The following is a 16,419-nucleotide window of genomic DNA, read 5'->3' on the forward strand; positions in this document are numbered from 1 at the left end:
ACTGACACTGCATGTATTTAGGCATTCTCTGTTTATTTACTTCATCACAGATTCAGGTTATAATAAATGGGAATCCCCCTTTGATGTCCCTATATAATTTTTATAGAGATTTAAAATTAGAAATCTCCTTTATTTCAAAAGACTATCATTCTTTCTATTTGGATCATTTTCTGACTTAGGGTTGTCTGATGGGAAATCATAATAATAATAAATTCATGAGAATGTTATAGATTTTAGAGGAGGACTGTTATGAGTATACATATTGAAGATATACTAAAATCATTTTATATTTCAACTGGGATTCCGTTTATTCTATTAGGCAAAAATATGGAAATAAAAAGCGTATCAACAAACAATGAAATAGCAGTGCTTAGTTTTTCTGAAGTAGCAATGAATTTAATTCATGAAACTAAAATAAAGAAAAAGAATCATTTACATTTTGATCGAACGAATCTAACACTTTCTACAATTTATATAGATAAAACATCAGAAATTATTTTATTTAGTGGGGTTTTTTTAGGTGATAAGCTAACTCAAAAAATCAGAGCTGAACTAATCAAACAAGATATTGGTAGCAGAAGTGCGATTATTAAATATTTTAATCAATTAAAAGTTTTTTCAAAAGACGAATTCATGAGGGATATGGATTTTATTTGTGAAATTGTTAATAATAAAGGATTCTTTAAAAATTATGAACGAATTAATTCGAGTAAATTCGAATTATTTATTAAGGAAATAAATGTAGTAGATTTAGATAAAACAACAAAGGGAGAACATCTACATGATTCATATAAGTTTGAACAAATATTGTTCAGTCATATCCAATCTGGTAATAAACTACAACTTATACGTCATTTAACAAATAGCGAGATTGGAGAAGTAGGAAATTTATCAGTAAGTTATGAATTGCGTAATATGAAAAATCAATTTATTGTAGCCTGCACATTAGCTAGCCGTGCTGCTATTAATGGTGGTTTGAGTCCAGATACAGCATATTCAATAAGCGATTATTATATTAACAAAGTTGAAGAAATAAACGATGTGGAAAAAGTAGGAAGTATGGTAGATGAAATGTTTTTAGACTATACTGAGAGAGTTTCAAATATTGTAAATAATGAGAAATATTCTAAATCAATAAATGAAGCGATAATATATATCAAAGAACATATATTAGAACAAATTGATACTAATGATATCTGCGATTATCTAGGCATTAGTAAAGATTATTTACTAAAAAAATTTAAGCGAGAAACCGGAGAGTCATTAGTTATATTCATTCAAAGACTAAAAATAAGTGAGGCAAAACTCATGTTGCAGTACAGTAATTTCTCATTAATTGAGATCAGTGAATATCTTTCTTTCTCAAACCAAAGTTACTTTACGCAGATTTTTCGTAAGTTAGAAGGAGTGACTCCTAAAGAGTTTAGGGATAAGATCAAGAATAAACCAAAGACTAATGATTAAAGGTAACTGTAAAATAATGGAGATACAAACAAAGCAGAAGGTATGATGTTGGTTCAAGAGATATCATACCTTCTGCTTTTCTGTTTGTTGCTTACATATACTGCTGATATGTGATAAAGAAGTAATAGAAGTGTAAAAAAATTGCCGTTGCTATCCGGCACAATCGCTACGTACCGGATAGGTTGGGTTGTTTTGACTTCGTATAAGTCAATCTTGCCCACAAAGTTATAATAAAGCTCAATGTCCTGCCTAACGAGTGTCGTATATACTCCTGATATTCTAACTCGGTTAAAGAAATCCCCTTTTCCGAATTATGAGAAAGTGCGGCAGCACTTTTTGCTATTACCACAAGTCATATTTATCTTGTGACACGATGTTTGCACATTTCTGTTTTACCACATTTAGGATAGGTTAGTTCTGCGTTTTGTAAAGGTATGTCCATGTTTGGTACATAGAGTTCCTTGTAATGTGTGCATTCAAAATAACTGGCTTTATATTAAGCATCACTGCCACTGTAACAGAGAACACAATCAATATAATCCGTACAATCGTTGGCAAGTCAATGGAAGCATGAGAGATAATTTGGAAAGTCCTTTTCCGCACTCCTACTTAGAAATTGTTTTGTCGTTAATGAAAGGTGCGTTAGTAAGCTACCTTTAGGTAAAGTTTCTTGACTCGGCTATAAATTTGCCAATTTGGATTTGATCAATTAGTTCCTGACCTCCTTTCCATCTTCATTGTAGGTAATGAGCATCTTGATAAGCACACACGCATCGTAGAGTTTCTCACATCTTTGGAATATTTATGAAATGTATACCTTGATTATCTCCACGTTTCAGCTCATTTATGTGTTACTTTGCGGCACATGAGCATTTTTTTGTATGCTGCACCAAGGCAGAAATATTACAGCGCATCGTGACCTAATCTTGACTTGCTAAAGAATAGTACATTATCACTAATACTTTGAAGTTCTATCCTCATAAAAAGCCACACCTTCGTTTCTTTAATAGAGTGAGTTGAGACTCAATTTACTACTCTATTTTTCTACTAAAGTGTGGCATATCTCATTATTTTTTTAAATCCATTATTCAATGAACATGGCTTTAGAATACTTTTTCTACATTACCTTCACTAATACCAGTTTCATTAAATGAATCAATACGCACATATAAACCTTCACCAGCAATCAATGCAGATATGGTATATTCAGACTTCCCATACACCATAGAGCTATGATACAACTTATCTGGTGAATAACCCCAGAGTACGTTATAACCAACAGCATCTGTTTCATTCCATGTTATTTTGACATCTAATTCGCTTATTTTTTGAATATTAATTTTTTGAACAGGTAATGGCAATTTCTCATTATCTTTTCCAAAAACCCTCAATCCTGATATAGCTGGATTTTGATTATAAGGAACCTCAATAATTCTAAGACGAACATATTGAATTTTCATTTCGCTTTCACACATTATAAAATCATGTGAATAATCTGTATTGGCATCAGATTTATCTTTTATTGTAAAATATGTATTTCCATCTACCGATCCTTCTAAAATCCATTTAATATAATTAGAAGAAGCTAAATCAATATATCTTTCTGATCCGTTCGCTTTAAACTCGTAAGTAATATCACAATCAATTTTTATATTATCCTCAGCAAAATTGATTTGAATTGCATGAACCTCAAATGGTTTTCCTAAGTTTATTTCTACCCATTCATCATTTGCTGATTCTGCTTTCCACACGGTCTTAATATTCTCATCTGTTACATAATGACCATTAATCCCTGAGGAAGTTTTTACATCTTTATTATAGGAAAGTAACATAAATTCTGGATTGCTAAACGCAGGAGTTTCGATATTGATTGGCCAATCTCCATATCTTTGATCACAATAAAGTACGCCATCTTTATCAATGCCAGCTTTCCACAATCCTAATCTTCTTTCCATATCATCATTCTTTGATATTGTCATTGTAGATGTATGCCAGTAGTTATTATTTTTATCTCTTAATGTTGAACCATGACCAGCACCGTTTATAAACCCTCCAGGTTTATATGAATAAGGATTATTCTTAGCTAACTCAAATGGACCTAAAGGTGATGATGATACAAATACCCCATCTCCATAGATATTATATTCCGTTCCAGGTATTGCATATTGCAAATAGTATTTATTTTCATATTTTGTCATCCAAGCTCCTTCAATATAAGGATCGTTTCCCATAAATGCTTGAGTCATAGCTCGAACTTGGTTTTCAGATAGAATGCCCTTTGCCTTTCGAATTTCTTCAGGCATATTCATCATCATTGTAACCATATTCTCTACATCAGCTTTTATTTGCTCTTCTGTCTTTGGTGGAATATGATTATTTCCAACTCTTTCATAACCTCTGACTTTATTGTTTGGTGTAATCATCACGCATGGATTTGTTTTAGGTATCAATGTCGTTTGATCTAACTCTACACCATAAATTGGTGTAATATTTGAACATCCCCAATAAAAGTATAATCTTCCATCATCATCACAGAACATATGAGGATCCCAAAATGGAAATGTTCCTTCGATTTCTTCAAAGGCTTCATTTAATGGATCCTTACATCGATAAAATGAGCAATTTGCATTTCTCTTTGATGCTGAAAAATATAAATAATCTTTCACTACGCACACATCTGGTGCGTAATCATAAATTGGCATATCTCCAATAAACTTGTTATATTTCCACTCAGTTAAATTCTCACTAGTTAGAAACCCTCCCATCATTGATGGGAATAAATAATATAGACCATTAAAAAGTACTAATGATGGATCTGCAGCTTCTCTATATATTGTAGTCTTTCCACCCCTACTTTCATCATGTTTAACAAATTGAAATTTATATTCTGTATTAATTGGATTACAATAATATTTCATTTTTTATTAAGTTCTCCTTTTCGCATGTGAATTTTTTCAATCAAGATCTTCACCATTGGTTGCTATAACTTTTTTATACCAATCGAATGATTTCTTTTTACTTCTCTTTAAGCTTCCATTACCTTTATCATCTCTATCTACATATATGAATCCATACCGTTTTGACATTTCACCTGTTGAAGCTGCAACTAGGTCAATTGGGGCCCATGTTGTATAGCCTAATAAATCAACACCATCAATATCTACTGCATCTTTCATCGCTTTTATATGTTCACGTAAATAATAAATTCGATAATTATCATTAATGAACCCCTTATCATCAGGAACATCTTTAGCTCCTAGACCATTTTCAACAATAAACAATGGCTTTTGATAACGATCATATAAGCTATTTAGAGTAATTCTTAATCCTAGAGGATCAATCGGCCATCCCCACTCACTATTTTCCAAATTGGGATTTTTAACCCCTAAATACATATTTCCTTTCGACTTTTCTAGTATTTCTAAATCTGTTGAAGTACATTTAGACGAATAATATGAAAAGGAAACAAAATCTACTGTATTATTTCTTAAGATATCTTCATCATCTTCCTTAAATGGAATAACTATTTGTTTTCTCTCTAGTTCTTTTATTATATAATTTGGATAATAACCTCTAGCCTGTACATCTACAAAGAAATAGTTTTCTCGATTCTTATTAAGGGCATCAAACACATCCTCTGGTCTACATGAGTAAGGATATACTTCCCCAGCTGCCATCATACATCCAATCATATAATTCGGATCAATTTCATGAGCGAGTTTTGTCACTTTTGCGCTTGCTACAAGTTCGTGATGTGCAATCGTATATTTAACTTGTTCTCTATTCTCACCTTCTTTATAATAAACACCTGCTGCCATAAATGGAGCAAACAAAAGTGCATTGATTTCATTAAAAGTTATCCAGTACTTTACCAACCCTTTATATCTAGTAAATAATACACGGCATAGATTTTCATAAAAGCCAATTAATTCACGGCTTCTCCAAGAACCAAATTTATTAACCAAGAACATTGGACATTCAAAATGATTGATTGTAACTAAAGGTTCTATATTATATTTCTTACATTCCAAAATGATATTGTCATAGAACTTTAATCCTTCTTCATTGGGTTCCTCTTCGTTTCCATTTGGGAAAATTCTCGACCATGATACTGAAAAGCGATATGTTTTAAATCCCATTTCGGCAAATAATGCTATGTCTTCTTTATAGTGATGATACATATCAATACCGGTTTTCGCAGGATAATAGTAAATTTCAGTAAAATTTGTTACTTTTTCCAAGCCTCTAATGATGGAAAATCGTTCTTTGCCAGCTGGGCATAAGTCGACATTAGATAAGCCACGCCCATCTAAATTATATCCTCCTTCACATTGGTTAGCAGCTGTCGCTCCACCCCATAAAAAATCAGTTTTAAATGACATTTTACTTACCCCCAATTTTGCTGATTAGTTTATGTAATTCTATCATTTCTTCTGCAATTGTTTTGAATCCATCTGCGCTCATCAACTGGTCTTCGGCATGAAGTAAAAGTAGTGATACATTTATTGTATCTCCAGATGCTTCTCTTTGAATCAATTGAGCATGTGCTTTATGGCCTTCAACAAAACATTTATCACCCTCTTCAATAAGTTCTTTTGCTTTTATAAAGTCACCATTCTTTGCTTCTTGAATAGCTTCAATAAATAAAGATCTTGCAGTTCCAACAGCTGTAATAATTCGAAAACAGATTAATTCTAAATTATCCATTACTTATCTCCTACTAATTTTTTTATTTGATTTAGTACTTTTACACCATCCATCATTCCATATGCATTTATATCAATAACCTCAATAGGACATGTTACATATCCTTTCATTTTGTTTAATTGGAATCTAATTTGTGGTCCTAACAAAACTGCATCAGCAGTTTCTGCAACTTCTTTTAATTCTGCAGTTGCGTATGCATGAATATCTATTTCATAATTTATTGCCTCACTAGCCTCTTTAATTTTTTCCACTAATATACTGGTAGACATTCCTGCATTACAAACTAATACTATTTTTCTCATAAAACTTCCTCCATATTTTATAGGTAAGACTTCATGTTACCCATGAAGTCATTTAATTTATTAAACAGCTGATTCTTAAACCTCTAAAATTTTCTCTTCTTCTAATGCTTTTTTATCTGCAATTTTAAAGAATGGAAAGTATAATATACCATTAAGTACAATAACAACTAACATCATAATTAACAATGGAACTCCACCAGCGATAAAAGCAGTGATTGGATAAGGCATTGTCCAAGGAACTGCCATTGCAGCAATCGCATTAAAGTTAATTGATACTACGCTCGTCATTAAGTACATAGACCCCATTCCAACTAACGGTGACAAAAGCATTGGTACAAAGAATGCTGGATTCATAATAATTGGGATACCAAAAATCATGGGTTCATTAACATTAAAGATTACTGGAATTGATCCAACTTTAGCTGAAGCCTTCATACGTTCTGATTTAGAGCAGAACAACATAATCAACCCTAATGCTAATAAACTTCCAGTACCTCCTACTCCTGCTGAAATATAAGCTAAGTACTCTTTCACATATGGAAGTTCAAGACCTTGCATAGCAGCTCCAATATTTCCTGAAAACATGACTCTAATAACTGGTAAATATAAGGCCATCATTGCAGATGGATGAATTCCAAAGAACCAAAATAGATTTACTAAAGTATAGAATAAAATCATGAATGGAACATTTGCCCCAACAGCTACAATCGGTGCTTGAATGACTTCTTGAACAAATGTAAAGAAATTTCCATACGCTGTCTGAGCAAAGCCAAAATCTATCAATAGAATAGCTCCAATTACAAATATCCCAACAAAAATTGGTTCAAATGATTTAGAAACCATACTAGGTACACTTTTTGGAAGTTTAAATATGATATTTTTTTTCATCATAAATACGTATATAAATGAAATCAAAATACCTGTGATTACTGCTACGAACATTCCGTTACCAGCCATGTAGGTTTCACTATATGCAGTTATGACATTCTCTCCAACGGTCATTGTAGATGGAATCAAAATGAAGTAAGAGATGATCCCAAATAATAAATTTGGAATTGGACTAACTCCTGATTCTTCTGCATATGAATAACAATACATTGCTATAAATAGTATAGGATTTAAATTATTAAGCGTAGTAACAACTTTTTGCATGAACTCTAAGATTCCAATTTCACCAAAAAACTCGGGTACTTGGCTTATTGGAAAATCTGCAAGTAATGAAAAGACTGCTACCCCAAGTAAAACAGGCATTGCTTTCATCATCGCCATTGACATTGATCTTATTACTGTGTTTTCAGATAATTTTGCCATAAGTGGGCTTAATGTTTTTTCAACTATACTACTGATTTTATTTAACATTTTTATTTTCCTCCATCTAGTTTTTTTCCATTTGTTTGAATTACTTCTTTATACCAATAAAAACTATCTTTTTTAATACGAGCTAGATCTCTAGTATTAAAATCATCCCTATTGATATAAACTAATCCGTATCTTTTTTCAACACCATCTCCGCTACTCAATACATCAATAAATGACCATAGATTATAAGAGAATACTTGAACTCCATCCATAATAGCAAGTTGCATCTGTTTTAGATGTTCTCGTAAATAATCAATTCGATATGTATCATGGATACTGTTATCTTTTTCTAGTACATCTCTATGACCATAACCATTTTCAGTAATCATAATTGGTAGACGATATCGTTGATGCATTTCCCTTAAAGCGATTCTAAATCCAACAGGGTCAATGTTCCAACCCCATTCATTTTCTTCTGTGCTTTCATTATCGACAAATTGATAGCTATCTGCCATTCCACTATATTCTTTAGCTAATTCAGCTAATTCAGGTTTAATTTCTAGCATTTTTTGAATATGACCAGGTTCTTTTACTGTAGCTACTTTTGTACAATACCAGTTAATAGCAATATAATCTGGTTTTGCTTTTTTGAGTATTTCACTATCACCTTTCTCAGTTTTAAACATCCAACCTCTTTCTTTAAGGAATTCTGTATAATAACCTGGATATTCTCCATGACAATATACATCCATTAAATAAAACGACATGTAATCCTCTGCATCTTTTGCTGCTAATTGATCTTCTGCTTTAGTTGTTTTGCCAAATACTGTCATGTAAGATAAACACGGTGCAATCTTGGCATTAGGCAACATTTCATGACAGGCGTTAATTGCCTTAGCACTGGCCACAAACATATGATAATTCATTTGGTGTCGAATTCTTGCAGACTCGACCAAATCATCCTCACGTAATCCTAATAGAGAATTTGTAATTGCTACGATACCTTGCTCATTAATAGTCATCCAATACTTTACACGATCGCCATATAACTCAAATAGTTTTCTTGCATATCGTTCGAAATCATCAATTGCCTGTCTTGATTTCCAACCACCATATTTCTGAACTAAAGCTTCAGGAAAATCAAAATGCATAATGGTAACAATTGGTTCAATATTGTTTTCTACCAATTTATTAATTAATCTGTTGTAAAAATCTACTCCCTTTTGATTCACTTCCTCATCATCTCCATTTGGGAAAATTCTTGTCCATGATATAGAAAACCGATATGATTTCAAGCCTAATTCAACCATTAAATCAACATCTTCTTCCCAACGATTGTAATGATCCATTGCAACTTTAGTGTCAGCAATTTTATGCGATTTCTTAAAACTCCTAATATCGCCTACCGATAGACCTTTACCATCTTGATCATATGCTCCTTCAACTTGAAAAGCTGAAGTTGAAGCTCCCCATAGAAAATTTTCTGGAAAATTTATAATATTTTTAAAGTTCATATTACTCCTTTCTATTAACAAATTCTCTTTTTATATTTGTTTACATGATGAACTACAGCTCCTAACAGGTTTGAATCATTACCAAATTTACATGATTTGATGATAGGTTTTTTTATAGAGCTAAATAGTTCTTTCGCAAAGATTTCATCGATTCTATTTTCTAATAATTCTATAAATTTTTTATTTGCACTTACTCCACCACCGATAGATACTACTTCCAAATCTAAAAGCGTTTGCATATTGTATATTTGAACCGAAATAGTATTTATCATAGTATTTAATAACTCTTTTGCAATTTCATCATTAGATTCTACCTTTTGAAAAAACTCAATCCCGCTAATATCTTCAGGTTTTATACCATTACTTACTGCATACTTATAAAGTATTGAGTACATACTACCTTTTGCACTAAATAAATTTCTACTGTTTAAGCTAATATCATCATTTGTTAATAATAATGATACCTCACCCGCATTATAGTTAAAACCCTTAACAATTTCATCATTAATTATAGTTGCAACACCTATTCCTGTACCAATCACCATAGTTGCTCCATTTTTAACATTTTTCAAACTACCTAACGCTATTTCGGCTGTTATGGCAGCATTAGCATCATTGATAATTGATATAGGAAGGTCAATTTTTTCTTGCAATTCTATAATTAAATTGACATTATAAATTTTCTTATACATACCAGCGCTATAAACATAACCACTACGATCATCAATTCTACCTGGTAAGCTAATTGCCAATCCTTTAATATTGCCATTTTTTTTAACTATCATATGACATATATTTATGAATTTGTCTATACTTTCTAGCGGCGGATCAAACCTCTCATATTTTTCAATTTTGAAGTCTTCACTTATTACTGCTGATTTTAATCCAGATCCACCAAAATCTAATGCTAAATACTTATCCATTCATTCCTCCATTTCTCCATTTTTATTAAGGATGCTACTTAGTTTAAATATATCGATAATTTAACCACTTATATAATAGTCTATAACAAGGTGTAATGTATGTTAAAAAACAGCTCTTTTTATTAGATTTAAGACTTTTTTTAAAATCTGAAATTTCATTATTTATATTTGGGAATTTTAGACCTGAAATCTTTACTTATTTTCTTAAACTATTTATATGACTGTATCCTATTAACTCTCTAAGATTGAAATCATATTTCAACATATAATAAGAAAAATGTTCTGCGAACATTCCGATAGACCCTAGCGTAAGATCTATGCTAAATATATAGAACTGACACTTGCGAGGATAAAAATAGAATTGTATAATGATTTCATGGAAATTATAAATAAATGGTTTAATTATTAATATGATAACTGGCATTTACGGAAATTTGGTTTTAACAGTAAGGAGAATTGCGATTTTATGAGTAGGTATAATATCATAGATTTTGTGATAGATCATAAAAATCACTATACATTATGGAGCGATGATGACACTGGTGGTTTCTTATTACAAGAAGGTAAACTTGTATATGGATATACACAAGAAGAATTAAAGTTAAGGGTAAATGATATCTATATGGAAGATTTTGTGATTTATCAATATTGTGATGAGTTTGATGATAACACCATAGATTGTCATGCCATTTTAGAGTTTTGGAATTGTATGAGCGATCTTACGACTTGTCTACAGATTCCTTTTCTCGGCGATGTTGAGGATGAGCATATACAGCATATTTATCGAAAGCTATTTTATGGATGTCAATTTGATGAATATCCAGAGGATGTATCAAGTGCGTCATCTTCTTGGAGTGAAAAAGAGCTCAATTGCTTAAGGGCAGTTGTGGAAGCTGGTAAAGAAATCCTTCGAAAGCAATGGACTTAGAAAAAGTTTGTTTTACTTTTGTTTTGGAAAAACGTATAATAAAATCATGGAGGTGACGTTTCTATGGTTTATTTTTTTGTACGCTTTGTTGTTTATATGTTGTGTTTTATCTTGAGTTTTTGGGCATTATCTAATGTTCAATTTCAGAAATTTACCAATGTCAGTAAACCGGGTAAAACACAATTATTACTATTATTGCTTTCTATGGCACTCGCCTATCTATGTGGACAATTTTTATTATCTCTTTCAATGGGGTATTAAACAGGTATGAAAAAAATTATTGATTTGATTCGTCGCCTTAGTATCAAACAGCGATTAATCGCTTTTGCTCTTTTTCCCAGTATTTTAATGCTAATTTGTTTTATGTTTTATTATATGTTTTCACAAAGTGTTATTTTTCAAAAAAACGAACAAGCAAGTATTCAATTAGTGAATATGGCATCCGAAAATCTTTCTATGAATGCTTTGCGTCTTGCTGAAGATGTGGATAATATGAGTACATCGGATTTTTTTGTGGATTTGAAAAAGGATCCGGAAAACAGTGATGCTGTAGCACAGCTTGAAAAACTCCAAGTGAGCATGAAAAGCAGATTGGTGCGATTTTATGATGAACATGGAGCGTTGATAAAGGCATATGGGGTAGAGGAAGCCAATCATCCTATTTTAATGGACTTTCAAGAAAAATGGTACTATGATAAGAAAGAACGAGCCTTTATGTATCTAAGTCCGATTCATCCTTCTAATCATATAATGGGATATCTCTGTGTTTATTTTCCTTCTGATGTCTTTGCGCCATCCTTTGTTCAAGCAAGGAGTGACACCGCAGCTTTATTCATTTTGGATGAAGATGATCGGGTAATGTTTGGACAAGGGGATTTTGTTGATGATACACAACTTGAAATCGTAGATGGAGAAGCAACGATAGGAACCAAAAAGTATTATGTAAATGAACAAAATATCAGAGGATTATCCTGGAAGATTGCAAATGTGGTAAGACAAGATTATGTATATGAGGAAATCAATAATTTTCGTAATCTGATTTTGCTTTATTGTGTGATTGCGATGATCTTACTTTTGATTTTTTCAACCATAACCTATCATAGCATGCATGATCCAATCGATCATATCTTAAAAAGTATGCATGAATTCAGAGAAGATAATCTAGAAGCTATTCGTATAGAAGACGGTGGTAGGGATGAGATGCATACCTTAAGTGAAACGTTTAATGAGCTGTTATTACGTATTGATGAGCTTTTAACAACCATACAAAGAGAACAGGAACAACAAAGAGAAACACAAATACAATTACTTCAGGCTCAAATCAACCCACATTTTCTTTTTAATACTTTGAATACATTAAAATATTTAGCAATCTTAAATGAAGATAAACCGGTAAGTGAAGGAATCAATGCGCTTGCGAAACTATTGCGAAATACCATAGTAGATAGCAATGAAATGGTGACAGTACAAGAAGAAATAGAAAACGTGAAAAACTATATCATCATTCAAAAGCTTCGATATGGTGACTTATTTGAAACTGTTTATAATATTGATGATGATGTGAAATATCAAAAGATCTTAAAATTTTTGCTTCAGCCAATCGTTGAAAATAGTATCCTTCATGCTTTTGAAGAGGATAGAGAGCATCAGATCTTAACGATACGTGCAAAAATTTGGAAACATTGCTTGCGAATCGAAATCGGTGATAATGGCAAAGGTTTCCAAGTATTAAAGGCAGAAGCAAGTAATAAAAAACTTTCCAGTATCGGTATGAAAAACATACAAGAACGTATTCAACTGATGTATGGAGATGCATATTCAATGAAGGTAGAGAGTGTTATGAATGTTGGTACGATTACCACATTGATATTACCACTACAATCTTAAGGGAGGAATCTTATGTATAAGGTTTTGATTGCTGATGATGAAAATCTAATCAGAATTACATTAAAGAATATGATTGATTGGAAGTCTTTGGATTGTGAGGTCATAGCTTTAGCGAAGGATGGCGAAGAGGCATATCGTATCTATGAGGAAGTTCATCCGGAAATCGTGATCACAGATTTAAAGATGCCAAAGATGGATGGCATAGAATTGATTAGCAAAATACGAAAAGAAAACAATAATACGCAAGTAATCGCATTAAGTAATTATTCTGACTTTGAGTTGGTTCGAGATGCAATGAAGGCAGGAGCCTTTGATTATCTATTGAAAATCACCTTGGAGGAGAAAGAATTAGAAGAAATTATACGTCAGGTCAAACAAAACTGTGAGGCAAATACACTGACGATGGATGAAGAAGAGGATCAGGCATTGTTACAGCTTCGCCAATCTATGCTGATGATTAAAAATGAGCATGTGATGGAAGAAGATAAATTTTTAAAGGCATTGAACCAACCTATTTTTCAACCCTATTATAAAGATTATCAAATGGCATATTTTCGAGTAGATAATGTAGATGTGGTTTATGAAACTAAGATCAAAGACCATGCGAAAATGAAAAATAATTTACAAGACCTTATCAGAGAAACGATTCCTTTAGGAATGCCATATCTTATGATATTTCTAAGTAATCACTCCGGCGTATTGTTATTTCATGGTGAAGAAAAAATACGTGTTTTGAATATTTGTAACAGTATGATTCGTAATATATCTCAATACATGGATATTGCCTTATCCATTACGGTATCGCCAAAGGAAAATGATGTCACAAGCTTTTATCAAACTTATCTTGATATTCTAGCTTCCCATGATAAACGCTTTTATGAAGGGGAAGGTACCTTGATGTTCAGTGAAGAAAATTTTGAATTTGAAGAGCTTTCTATGAATGATATTTCTTTTCATACGGATATTTTAACTGCGGTTCAGGAAAAGGATTTTGCGCAAGTCAATCGTGTCGTAAATGAAGCTTTGCATTTTATGAAGATACAAAGAATGGATCCTTATAGTGTAAAAGAGTACTTTATATTTATATTGAATAATATAGAAGGTAATGAAATCGCAAAGGGAATCAAAGAGGCATATCCTTTTGATGCACTCCATCGTTATATCCATATCAGTGAAACGTTTGATAAGCTAAAGGAACAGGTAGAAACTGCTTTTGAAGAAATATGTAAATGGATGTGGTCAGAGGGATCAGATAAATATAAGAAAAATATTATGGAAATTATATCTTTTATAGAAGAACATTTGACAGAAAAAGTCACATTGAAAATGATTGCGGAAGCCTTTGGTATGAGTGAAAGCTATTTATCAAGGGTGTTTAAAAATGAGACCGGGATGAATCTGATTGGTTTTATTAATGATCGAAAGATGAAAAAGGCGAAGGAATTACTGGAAGATGAAAGTTTTATGATCAAGGATGTGGCAATGCAAGTTGGTATTGATGATCAATTTTATTTCAATAAAGTATTTAAAAAGGTATATGGTATGTCACCAAGTGAATATCGTAAGAAATTAAGTCAGCACGCTTTGGAATTAAGTGGAAATAAAGAAGTATAAAGCATAGGGGTACGGGCATACTCATCACTAGAGGTGATGAAATGTATAGCTATACAAAGAAAAAGAAGTTATCAAAAAGAAAACTGATCGTAACGATGTCCTGTCTTCTGGTGGTTGCTGTTGCATTTTTAAGCTATGAATATACAGTGAAGAAGGATCAGGAAACGGCGGTATTCAAAGAGGACAGTGTCCCGGTATTAACACTTCCTGCATCAAATACAAAGGAAACTTGTATAAAGCCATTCAAAGGTGACGTTAAGGTTGTTCTAGACTATTTTGATGGGAAGGAAAGCGATGTAGACAGTATCACTGAATTCGAAGGTGTTTATCGTGGTAATCAAGGCATGGATTATGCCAATAACAATGAACCCTTTGAGGTCTTAGCTTGTTTTTCCGGAAAAGTAAGTGAAGTCAAAGATGACTCAGTGTTTGGAAAAACGGTAACCATTCTTACAGATGATTTGGAAATTACCTATCAAAGTCTCGGTGAAGTCATGGTAGAAAAAGATGCTGAGGTAAAACAAGGCGATGTCATAGGAAAAGCAGGAGCCAATATTTACAACAAAGATCTAGGTAACCACTTACATATCGTAACAACTAAGACAGGAAAAATGATCGATCCGGAAATGGTGTTCGATAAAACCGTGGATGAAATCAAATAGTACCTTAACCGGTACTATTTTCACGTAAAAATCAATTCTTAAGGTTCCTTAAGAAACGTTAGGTTATGTCTTTTTAAATTGAAAAATTATGATATAATGTACATGCGCGAAACGGAGGTAGAAAAAATGTTTTCAAAAGAAGTTGGAATCGACTTAGGAACGGCAAACTTATTAATGTATGTCAAAGGCGAGGGAATCGTCATCGACGAACCTAGCGTTGTAGCAATAGATGCAGAAACAAAAAGATGTTTAGCGGCTGGACAAGAAGCGAAGGATATGCTTGGTAGAACACCAGGCAGAGTACTTGCGATTCGTCCTTTGAAGGATGGAGTCATCGCAGATTTTGAAGTAACGGAAATCATGCTGAACTTCTTCTTTAAAAAGTTGGCAATCAAAGGGATGTTTAAACGTCCTACCATTCTGATCTGTTGTCCAAGTAATATCACAAGTGTAGAAAGAAATGCAATTCGTGATGCTGCTTATCGAGCAGGTGCAAAAAAAGTATATATCGAAGAAGAACCAAAGGTTGCGGCAGTAGGTGCTGGCCTGGATATTGGAAAGCCTAGTGGATGTATGGTATTGGATATCGGTGGTGGAACCACAGATGTCGCTGTCATCTCTTTAGGAGAAATTGTTTCAAGTACCTCTTTGAAAATCGCAGGTGATACACTGGATCGTGATATCATCAAATTTGTAAAAGAAAATAAAAAACTGTTGATTGGTGATCGTACAGCAGAAGAAGTCAAGAAGAATATCGGTACTGCTTGGAAGGGTAGTATCCATGAAACGATGGAAGTAAGCGGACGTGACCTTGTCAGTGGATTACCTACAACGATTTCACTTGATAGTGAGGAAATCGAAGGTAGTATGAGAGAAAGTCTACAAGATGTGGTACGTGCTTGTAAGACTGTTTTGGAACAGACGCCTCCAGAACTTGCAAGTGATATTGTCACAAGAGGTATTGTGTTAACAGGTGGTGGGGCATTGCTTCATGGCATCGATGAACTTTTAAGAAATGAATTACATATTCCTGTTTATGTTGCGGAAAATGCACTTCGCTGTGTAGCGGAAGGTACCGGAATTTTATTAGAAAATCTGCACATGGTGAGATAAAAAAAG

The 16,419-nt window shown here is 32.8% G+C and carries 14 protein-coding genes; 7 read left to right on the forward strand and 7 right to left on the reverse strand.

Annotated elements, in window-relative coordinates:
- The first annotated feature begins 249 nt into the window (after positions 1–249).
- Positions 250–1,464, forward strand: coding sequence for a helix-turn-helix domain-containing protein (locus tag UGRO018_RS05135; protein ID WP_416325388.1), 1,215 nt, complete (start codon positions 250–252; stop codon positions 1,462–1,464).
- A gap of 1,103 nt (positions 1,465–2,567) precedes the next feature.
- On the opposite strand, the gene UGRO018_RS05140 is transcribed toward UGRO018_RS05135, so the two are convergent.
- From UGRO018_RS05140 to UGRO018_RS05170, 7 genes are all read right to left on the reverse strand, one after another.
- A complete protein-coding gene (locus UGRO018_RS05140) occupies positions 2,568–4,382 on the reverse strand; it encodes a family 43 glycosylhydrolase (protein WP_416325389.1) in 1,815 nt (604 codons plus the stop codon).
- Positions 4,383–4,418: 36 nt separating this feature from the next.
- Positions 4,419–5,846 (reverse strand): 6-phospho-beta-glucosidase, encoded by a 1,428-nt coding sequence (locus UGRO018_RS05145; RefSeq protein WP_416325390.1) that lies wholly within the window; start codon positions 5,844–5,846, stop codon positions 4,419–4,421.
- 1 nt (position 5,847) lies between these two features.
- On the reverse strand, positions 5,848–6,171 hold the full coding sequence (locus UGRO018_RS05150) for a PTS lactose/cellobiose transporter subunit IIA (protein WP_416325391.1): 324 nt from the start codon (positions 6,169–6,171) through the stop codon (positions 5,848–5,850).
- Complete coding sequence (locus UGRO018_RS05155; protein ID WP_416325392.1) at positions 6,171–6,473, reverse strand: PTS sugar transporter subunit IIB; 303 nt, start codon at positions 6,471–6,473, stop codon at positions 6,171–6,173. The genes UGRO018_RS05150 and UGRO018_RS05155 overlap by 1 nt, the downstream gene beginning before the upstream one ends.
- A gap of 75 nt (positions 6,474–6,548) precedes the next feature.
- Positions 6,549–7,832: a PTS sugar transporter subunit IIC gene (locus UGRO018_RS05160; RefSeq protein WP_416325393.1), complete on the reverse strand. Its 1,284-nt coding sequence runs from the start codon at positions 7,830–7,832 to the stop codon at positions 6,549–6,551.
- 2 nt (positions 7,833–7,834) lie between these two features.
- Entirely contained in the window at positions 7,835–9,286 is a 1,452-nt protein-coding gene (locus UGRO018_RS05165; protein ID WP_416325394.1) for a glycoside hydrolase family 1 protein, read from the reverse strand.
- A 14-nt stretch (positions 9,287–9,300) separates the two neighbouring features.
- Positions 9,301–10,209, reverse strand: coding sequence for an ROK family protein (locus UGRO018_RS05170; protein ID WP_416325395.1), 909 nt, complete (start codon positions 10,207–10,209; stop codon positions 9,301–9,303).
- Positions 10,210–10,675: 466 nt separating this feature from the next.
- Between UGRO018_RS05170 and UGRO018_RS05175 the strand changes: the two genes are divergently transcribed.
- The 6 genes from UGRO018_RS05175 to mreB all read left to right on the forward strand — a co-directional run bounded on the left by UGRO018_RS05175 (position 10,676) and on the right by mreB (position 16,413).
- Positions 10,676–11,137, forward strand: coding sequence for a hypothetical protein (locus tag UGRO018_RS05175; protein ID WP_416325396.1), 462 nt, complete (start codon positions 10,676–10,678; stop codon positions 11,135–11,137).
- A 63-nt stretch (positions 11,138–11,200) separates the two neighbouring features.
- The gene (locus tag UGRO018_RS05180; RefSeq protein WP_416325397.1) at positions 11,201–11,398 is read left to right on the forward strand and encodes a DUF1146 family protein; all 198 of its coding nucleotides are present in this window, start codon (positions 11,201–11,203) and stop codon (positions 11,396–11,398) included.
- Positions 11,399–11,404: 6 nt separating this feature from the next.
- Positions 11,405–13,024: a sensor histidine kinase gene (locus tag UGRO018_RS05185; protein ID WP_416325398.1), complete on the forward strand. Its 1,620-nt coding sequence runs from the start codon at positions 11,405–11,407 to the stop codon at positions 13,022–13,024.
- Positions 13,025–13,036: 12 nt separating this feature from the next.
- Entirely contained in the window at positions 13,037–14,638 is a 1,602-nt protein-coding gene (locus UGRO018_RS05190) for a response regulator transcription factor (protein WP_416325399.1), read from the forward strand.
- Between the two features lie 41 nt (positions 14,639–14,679).
- A complete protein-coding gene (locus tag UGRO018_RS05195; protein ID WP_416325400.1) occupies positions 14,680–15,300 on the forward strand; it encodes a peptidoglycan DD-metalloendopeptidase family protein in 621 nt (206 codons plus the stop codon).
- A gap of 126 nt (positions 15,301–15,426) precedes the next feature.
- On the forward strand, positions 15,427–16,413 hold the full coding sequence (gene mreB, locus UGRO018_RS05200) for a rod shape-determining protein (RefSeq protein ID WP_416325401.1): 987 nt from the start codon (positions 15,427–15,429) through the stop codon (positions 16,411–16,413).
- Positions 16,414–16,419: the final 6 nt, after the last annotated feature.

Source organism: Hoskinsella mucinilytica, assembly GCF_045223415.1.
GTDB classification, from domain to species: domain Bacteria; phylum Bacillota_I; class Bacilli_A; order Erysipelotrichales; family Erysipelotrichaceae; genus Hoskinsella; species Hoskinsella mucinilytica.